The sequence below is a fragment of the Pseudomonas sp. JH-2 genome, from assembly GCF_036231725.1.
GTDB classification, from domain to species: Bacteria; Pseudomonadota; Gammaproteobacteria; order Pseudomonadales; family Pseudomonadaceae; genus Pseudomonas; species Pseudomonas delhiensis.
Window position 1 is genome coordinate 1 of sequence record NZ_JAZAQP010000092.1, and the last position, 7,536, is coordinate 7,536.

The window sequence follows — 7,536 nt, forward strand, 5'->3', positions numbered from 1 at the left end:
CCGTTGCGGTTGTCGGTGTTGATGTAGAAGTTGCGCAGGCCGAGGCTGGCCTTGCTGTCCTCGATGAATCCGCCGGCACTGGCCTGCTGGGCGAGGGCCGCCGTGGCGATGGCCAGGGCGAGGGTGGATCGCTTCATTGTCATGCTCCTTGGTCCGTTCTTGTTCTGTCCTGCTGGGCGGGGCTTGCCGACGCCGGATTGGGCAGGGTAGCCGGGCTTTTCCGCTATCGCTATGTGTTTTTTTATATAGCGAATGGCGTGGCGCTGGTCGTCATGGGGGTGGCGTCTTCAGGCTAGCGGAGGGCTACCGCCGGGTGGCGGGACGGCGTGCATGACGCCAGATTCTGACTTTAAAGTCAATAAATCCCGCGGCGGCCGTTCAGGCCGGCACCGCCACCAGGCTCAGCAGGCGCCCGTCGAACAGGACGTACTGCGCATCCAGTTCGCGGCCGCGGTGCCATTCCCCGGACAGGTCGCAGAGCAGGCGCAGGCGCGCGCGGCCCTCGGCGTCCCAGGCCAGCAGCTCGGCGTCCTCGAAGTAGAAGCGCCGGCCCACCAGGGGGTAGAGGGCCTTGAACAGGCTCTCCTTGAGCGAGAAAGTCAGGGTCACGCCCAGGCCCAGCTGCTCCGGTGCCAGGCGCTCGCGCTCGGCGGGGGTGAGGATTTCCTCCAGCAGGCGGTTGGCGCGGGCCGCGTCGAGCAGCGTCTCGACGTCCAGGCCCAGGCTGCGCCAGGCGTCGCGGCGGGCCACCACGGCGGCGGCCCAGTCGTCGCCATGGGTGATGGAGCCGGCCAGGCCGCCCGGCCAGATCGGCGAGCGGTCGGCCGCCAGGCCCGGCGTCTGTGGCAGCCCGGTCAGGCGCTGGATGCCGGCGCGGGCGCACAGGCGCCCGGCGAGGAACTCGGCGCGGCGCTTGGCCACCGCGCGGCCGATGTTCGGCGGCAGGTCCACGCCATGGCGGCCGAAGGCCTGGGCGTCGAGCTTCTGCGGCTGGAAGCGGCAGCTGTGGAGGAGGGCTCCGGGCAGTGCCTGGGGCAGCGGCCAGTGCGCCTGGGGCGGGGTGAGGAAGTCGTCGGTGTCGAGCATGGCGGGGATTCTGCCCGGCCGCCGGACGCGGTGCCAGTGGATTCGTGTGGCGAGTGACCGTCCAGTCGCGTCCGGGCGGTCACGAAGCCTTTACATTCGCTTGCAAAGGTTTACCGAAGCGCTACGGATCGGCGCCCGGGGAATTTGCCACACTGCGCCTCGCGTTCCTTTGCCGGAACGCAGGTGAGGTTGTTGTCGGAGCCGCGTGCTCCGGCTTTTTCACAGATCGTGGCGGGAGCCCCTTTTCGGGCTCTCGTTTTTTTTTGCCCGGCCAAACGCCAACACCCTCGTAGGATGGGTTGAGCGAAGCGATACCCATCGCCACGACCGCATGGGTTTCGCAGGCTCAACCCATCCTGCGAAGAGCATCCCGCTTCAGTCAGCCTTCTGCTGGAAGATGTCCTTGAGGAAGGCCTGCAGGTCGGCCCAGGACTTCTGGTCGGCGGTCTTGTCGTAGCCCACGTCCAGGCCGTGGCCCTTGTGCTTGTCGGCGTCGGGGTTGGTGAAGCTGTGCTTGGCGTTGGGCTGGACGACGAACCTGTAGTCCACCTTGGCGGCGTCCATCTCCTGCTTGAAGGCGGCCACGCTGTCGGCCGGCACCAGGCTGTCGGCGCCGCCGTGCTCCACCAGCACCTTGGCGGTGACCGCGCCCGGCTGCGCCGGAGTGGCGGTGGCCAGCACCCCGTGGAAGCTGGCCACGCCCAGCAGCGGCAGGCCCTGGCGGGCCATGTCCAGCACCACCTTGCCGCCGAAGCAGTAGCCGATGGCGGCGATCTTCGCCGGGTCGGTCTGCGGCTGTTTCTTCAGCAGGTCCAGGCCGGCCTGGAAGCGCGCCTTGGCGGCGTCGGCGTTCTTCAGCGCCTCCTGCATGAAGGCCTGGGCCTGCTCGGGGTGCTCGGCCACCTTGCCCTCGCCGTACATGTCGATGGACAGCGCCGCGTAGCCCAGCGCGGCGAGGTCGCGGGCGCGGCGCTTGGCGTAGTCGTTCAGGCCCCACCATTCGTGGACCACGATGATCCCCGGGCGGATGCCGGCCTGGGCGTCGTCGTAGGCGAAGTAGCCGACCAGCTTGGTGCCGTCGGTGGCCTGGTAGGGGATTTCCTGGGTCTTGACCTCCGCCTGGGCGGCGAAGCCCAGGCCGAGCAGCAGCAGGGTGGCGAGCAGGCGCATGGGCGTTTTCTCCAGAGGGTGGACTGAAAAAGATAGCCGGTTGTGCGGCGGCGGTCGGATTTTCCCGGCGCAACCGCTCAAGCCCGCGGCATCGCGTGAAAGCCGCGGCGCCATCGGCTACCCTTGCCGGGCCAGTCAGCCGTGCGGGACCCACAACGGATGTTCGACCTCAGTACCTGGAACCTCACCCTCCCCGAAGGCCGCCCGGCCAGGACCATCTCCACCCCGGCGCTGCAGCGCGACTACCAGAGCCCGTACTTCCACCGCAGCATCGACGGCGTGGAGTTCTGGGTGCCGGTCAACGGCAGCCACACGCCCAACAGCGAGTTCCCGCGCACCGAACTGCGCGAGACGCGCAGCGACGGCACGCCCTACACCTGGCGCTACCCGAACGTCGACAGCCTGCTGCGCGCTACATTGAAGGTGGACGCGGTGCCCTCCATGCGCCGCATGGTGATCGGCCAGGTCCACAGCGACGGTGCCGGCAGCGGGGATGCCGCGCCGCTGCTGAAGCTGGTCTACCAGCTGCGCCTGGACCAGGGCCGGGTGCTGGCGCAGATCCGCGAGCGCCCGGGCGACGCCACCGCCATCACCTACACGGTGCTCGACGGCATTCCCCTGGGGCGCAGCTTCGACTACCGCATCGGCGTCTCGCGCACCGGCGTGCTGAGCATCGAGGTCAACGACCAGCGCCTGGTCCGCCAGCTCGACCCGCGGTGGGCGCGCCAGGGCCTGTACTTCAAGGCGGGGCTGTACCTGCAGGATAATCGCGGCCCCGCCAGCGAAGGCGGGCGGGCGACCTTCAGCGCCCTGTCGATCATGCACCGTTGAGGAACCGCCCCATGCTGCCTTCCCGAATCCTCCCGGCCCTGCTGCTCGCCGCCGGCCTGTCCCAGGCCTCGGGCGCCGTGGCCGACGACTTCTCCGCCTGCCTCGCGCGCCTGCAGCCGCAGGCCGCCGCCAAGGGCGTGAGCGCCGCCGCCTACCAGCGCTACACCGGCGGCCTGGCGGCTGACCTCAGCGTGCTCGATCTGCTCAACGCCCAGCCGGAATTCGTCACCCCGCTGTGGGACTACCTGGCCGGCCTGGTGGACGAGCAGCGGGTGGCCGACGGCAAGGCCATGCTGGCGCAGCACGCCGAGCTGTTCGAGCGCGTCGCCCGCCAGTACCGGGTGGACAAGTACACGGTGGCGGCGGTGTGGGGCGTGGAGAGCGACTTCGGCCGCATCACCGGCAAGCGCCCGCTGCTGGTCTCCCTCGGCACGCTGTCGTGCTACGGGCGGCGCCAGGCGTTCTTCCAGGGCGAGTTCTTCGCCACCCTCAAGCTGCTGCAGCAGGGCGACCTGCGCGATGCCGGCATCACCGGCTCCTGGGCCGGCGCCTTCGGCCAGACACAGTTCATGCCCAGCACCTACGCGCGCATCGCCGAGGACTTCGATGGCGACGGCCACCGCGACCTGGTCAGCAGCGTGCCCGACGCCCTGGCCTCCACCGCCAACTACCTGCGCAAGGCCGGCTGGGTGCCGGGCGCGGCCTGGGGCTACGAGGTGAAGCTGCCGGCGAACTTCGACGAATCCCAGGCCGGGCGCACCAAGCGGCGCACGGTGGCGGACTGGCAGGCCCTGGGCGTGAAGCGCATCGACGGCGGGCCGCTGCCGGCCGGCGACGCCCGCGCCGCCATCCTGCTGCCCACCGGCAAGGCCGGCCCGGCCTTCCTGGTGCTGCGCAACTACGACGCCATCTACTCCTACAACGCCGCCGAGAGCTACGCCCTGGCCATCGCCCTGCTGTCCGACCGCCTGCGCGGCGAACCCGGCCTGCGCACCCCCTGGCCGACCGACGACCCGGGCCTGAGCCGCGCCCAGCGCAAGGAGCTGCAGCAACTGTTGCTGGCCCGCGGCCACGCCATCGGCGAGCCGGACGGGCTGATCGGCGACAACACCCGCCGCGCCATCCAGGCCGAGCAGCAACGCCTGGGCCTGCAACCGGCCGACGGCCGCGCCGGACAGAAGATCCTCAAGGCCCTGCAAGCCGCGCACTGAACCGCCGCTTTTCGTAGGGCGAATAACCGTTCGCGGTTATCCGCCGATACACCGAGGCCGCAGCCAACGCCCAGGTCAACCCCGGAGCCGCCGGGCACCGAGGCCAAACGGCGGATAACGCCGAACGTTATCCGCCCTACACCAGGCCCGACCTTGACGTAGGGCGAATAACCGTTCGCGGTTATCCGCCGATACGCCGAGGCCACAGCCAACGCCCAGGTCAACCCCGGAGCCGCCGGGCACCGAGGCCAAACGGCGGATAACGCCGTAGGCGTTATGCGCCCTACAACCGTTTTCCGTTCAGGCAAGGTTCAGCGGCGCGTCAGGTAGCGTTCAGTGGCCGCCCCTTAACCTGCACTCCGTCAACCAGTTACAGACATCCCTGACGGAGAGACACCATGAACATGCTGAAGCAGCTCACCCTCGCCACCGCCATCCTCGGCGCCACCGCGGGCCTCGCCCAGGCCTCGGAAAACTTCGCCGGCCTGACCTGGGGCGAAACCAGCAACAACATCCAGAAATCCGGCGCGCTGAACCGCAACCTCAACGACCCGAAGCTGGACAGCGTGATCGACAACAGCAGCACCTGGGGCGTGCGCGCCGGCCAGCAGAACGACAACGGCCGCTACTACGCCACCTACGAGAACACCTCCGACACCTACCGCGGCCTGAAGCTGCGCCAGCAGAACCTGCTCGGCAGCTACGACGCCTTCCTGCCGCTGAACGACCAGGGCACCAAGGTCTTCGGCGGCGGCACCCTCGGCCTGACCAAGCTGGAGCAGGACTCCCGCGGCTACAGCCGCGACAGCGACATCGGCTACGCCATCGGCGCCCAGGCCGGTATCCTCCAGGACATCGGCAGGAACGCCTCGCTGGAAGGCGGCTATCGTTACCTGCGTACCAATGCCAGCACGGAGATGAGCCCCCACGGCGGCGACAAGGTCGGATCGCTGGACCTGCACAGCAGCTCGCAGCTCTACCTGGGCGCCAACTACCGGTTCTGACTGGCAGGGGGCCGGGCCCGAAGCCCGGCCCCGCATAAGGAGGAAGTTCCATGAAACTACTGGTGGTGGAAGATGAGGCGCTGTTGCGCCATCACCTGTACACCCGCCTCGGCGAACAGGGCCATGTGGTCGACGCCGTGGGCAATGCCGAAGAGGCCCTGTACCGGGCCGGCGAATACCATCACGACCTGGCGGTCATCGACCTCGGCCTGCCGGGCATGAGCGGCCTGGACCTGATCCGCGAGTTCCGCAGCCAGGGCAAGACCTTCCCGATCCTCATCCTCACCGCCCGCGGCAACTGGCAGGACAAGGTCGAGGGCCTGGCCGCCGGCGCCGACGACTACGTGGTCAAGCCGTTCCAGTTCGAGGAACTGGAGGCGCGCCTGAACGCCCTGCTGCGGCGTTCCAGCGGGTTCGTCCAGGCCACCATCGAGGCCGGCCCGCTGCTGCTGGACCTCAACCGCAAGCAGGCCACGGTGGACGGCCAGGCGCTGGGCCTGACCGCCTTCGAGTACCGCATCCTCGAATACCTCATGCGCCATCACCAGCAGGTGGTGAGCAAGGAGCGGCTGATCGAGCAGCTCTACCCGGACGACGACGAGCGCGATCCCAACGTCATCGAGGTGCTGGTCGGCCGCTTGCGGCGCAAGCTGGAGAGCCACGAGGGCTTCCGCCCGATCGACACCGTGCGCGGCCAGGGCTACCTGTTCACCGAGCGCTGCCGCTGATGCGCTCGCTGCGCCTGCGTCTGATGCTCGGGGCCGCGGCCCTGGCGATCCTGTTCATGCTGGCGCTGCTGCCGGCCCTGCAGCGGGCCTTCAGCATCGCCCTGGTGAATGCCATCCAGCAGCGCCTGGCCTCGGACGTCGCCACCCTGGTGTCTTCCGCGCGCATCGACGGCGACCGCCTGAGCATGCCCGAGCACCTGGCGGTGGAGGACTTCAACCTGCCGGAGTCCAAGCTGCTGGGCTACATCTACGACCGCGACGGGCAGATGGTCTGGCGCTCCACCTCGACCCAGGACGAGAGCGTGCAGTACGTGCCGCTGTACGACGGCGAGCCCGACGTCTTCACCCGCGCCCGCGACGACCATGGCAACGAGTTCTTCGTCTACGACGTGGAGATCGACCTGGTGGGCGGCAAGCAGGCCGCCTACAGCATCGTCACCATGCAGCCGGTGAGCGCCTTCCGCGAGCTGGTGCACGGCTTCCGCGAGCAGTTGTACATCTGGCTTGGCGGTGCGCTGTTATTGCTGCTCGGGCTGCTCTGGCTCGGCCTGGGCTGGGGCTTCCGCTCCATGCGCGGGTTGCGCGAGGAACTGGACCAGATCGAGGCCGGCGAGCGCGAAAGCCTGAGCGACGAGCACCCCAGCGAGATGCTGCGCCTGACCGACTCCCTCAACCGCCTGCTGGCCAGCGAGCGCAGCCAGCGCGAGCGCTACCGCAACTCCCTGGCGGACCTGGCGCACAGCCTGAAGACGCCGCTGGCGGTGCTGCAGGGGGTGAGCGAGAACCTGGCCAACGCGCCGGGCAACCGCGAGCAGGTGCAGGTGCTGCAGAGCCAGATCGAGCGCATGAGCCAGCAGATCGGCTACCAGCTGCAGCGCGCCAGCCTGCGCAAGAGCGGCCTGGTGCGCCACCGCGTGCAGCTGGCGCCGCTGCTCGACACCCTGGCCGGCGCGCTGGAGAAGGTCTACCGCGACAAGCGGGTGATCCTCGAACGCGACTTCCCCGAGGGCCTGAGCCTGCCGCTGGAGCAGGGCGCCTTGCTGGAGCTGCTCGGCAACCTGCTGGAGAACGCCTACCGCCTGTGCCTGGCCCGCGTGCGCGTCAGCGCCCGCCAGCGGGACGGCGGCTACGAACTGCGGGTGGAGGACGACGGCCCGGGCATCCCGCCGGACCAGCGCCAGCGCATCCTCCAGCGCGGCGAGAGGCTGGACACCCAGCACCCGGGACAGGGCATAGGCACGGCGGTGGTGAAGGACATCATCGACAGCTATGGCGGCAACCTGGCGCTGGACGACGCCGAGCTGGGCGGGGCCTGTTTCCGCATCTGGTTGCCGGGGTAGGTGTGTCGGAGCGCTCTTCATAGGAGCGAGGGGGACGCCTGGTTCTTGCTCGCGAACCGCATGGCACCGCGTTTGTTCGCGAGCAAGCTCGCTCCTACGGGGGAGAAATACCGTGTTTCCCGGCAACCTGTAGGAGCGGGCCCTGCCCGCGAAATCGCGCGCAGGG

At 69.1% G+C, this 7,536-nt stretch carries 8 protein-coding genes; 5 read left to right on the forward strand and 3 right to left on the reverse strand.

Annotation, left to right across the window (positions count from 1 at the left end; all coding sequences use genetic code 11):
- The 3 genes from VV867_RS30585 to VV867_RS30595 all read right to left on the reverse strand — a co-directional run.
- On the reverse strand, positions 1-137 hold a 137-nt coding region (locus tag VV867_RS30585; protein WP_328566697.1), incomplete at its 3' end, for an OprD family outer membrane porin.
- A gap of 241 nt (positions 138-378) precedes the next feature.
- Positions 379-1,086 (reverse strand): 4'-phosphopantetheinyl transferase family protein, encoded by a 708-nt coding sequence (locus VV867_RS30590; RefSeq protein ID WP_328568403.1) that lies wholly within the window; start codon positions 1,084-1,086, stop codon positions 379-381.
- A gap of 375 nt (positions 1,087-1,461) precedes the next feature.
- Entirely contained in the window at positions 1,462-2,256 is a 795-nt protein-coding gene (locus VV867_RS30595; RefSeq protein WP_328568404.1) for a dienelactone hydrolase family protein, read from the reverse strand.
- Positions 2,257-2,415: 159 nt separating this feature from the next.
- Between VV867_RS30595 and VV867_RS30600 the strand changes: the two genes are divergently transcribed.
- The 5 genes from VV867_RS30600 to VV867_RS30620 all read left to right on the forward strand — a co-directional run bounded on the left by VV867_RS30600 (position 2,416) and on the right by VV867_RS30620 (position 7,370).
- Positions 2,416-3,087, forward strand: coding sequence for a polysaccharide lyase family 7 protein (locus VV867_RS30600; protein ID WP_089394626.1), 672 nt, complete (start codon positions 2,416-2,418; stop codon positions 3,085-3,087).
- 11 nt (positions 3,088-3,098) lie between these two features.
- Positions 3,099-4,298, forward strand: coding sequence for a lytic murein transglycosylase (locus VV867_RS30605; protein ID WP_328568405.1), 1,200 nt, complete (start codon positions 3,099-3,101; stop codon positions 4,296-4,298).
- A gap of 398 nt (positions 4,299-4,696) precedes the next feature.
- On the forward strand, positions 4,697-5,302 hold the full coding sequence (locus VV867_RS30610; RefSeq protein ID WP_328568406.1) for a hypothetical protein: 606 nt from the start codon (positions 4,697-4,699) through the stop codon (positions 5,300-5,302).
- Positions 5,303-5,352: 50 nt separating this feature from the next.
- Positions 5,353-6,030 carry a response regulator gene (locus VV867_RS30615; RefSeq protein WP_089394853.1) on the forward strand — a complete coding sequence of 226 codons (678 nt, stop codon included), beginning with the start codon at positions 5,353-5,355 and terminating at the stop codon, positions 6,028-6,030.
- Entirely contained in the window at positions 6,027-7,370 is a 1,344-nt protein-coding gene (locus tag VV867_RS30620; RefSeq protein WP_109933091.1) for an ATP-binding protein, read from the forward strand. Before VV867_RS30615 ends, VV867_RS30620 begins: the two co-directional genes overlap by 4 nt.
- Positions 7,371-7,536: the final 166 nt, after the last annotated feature.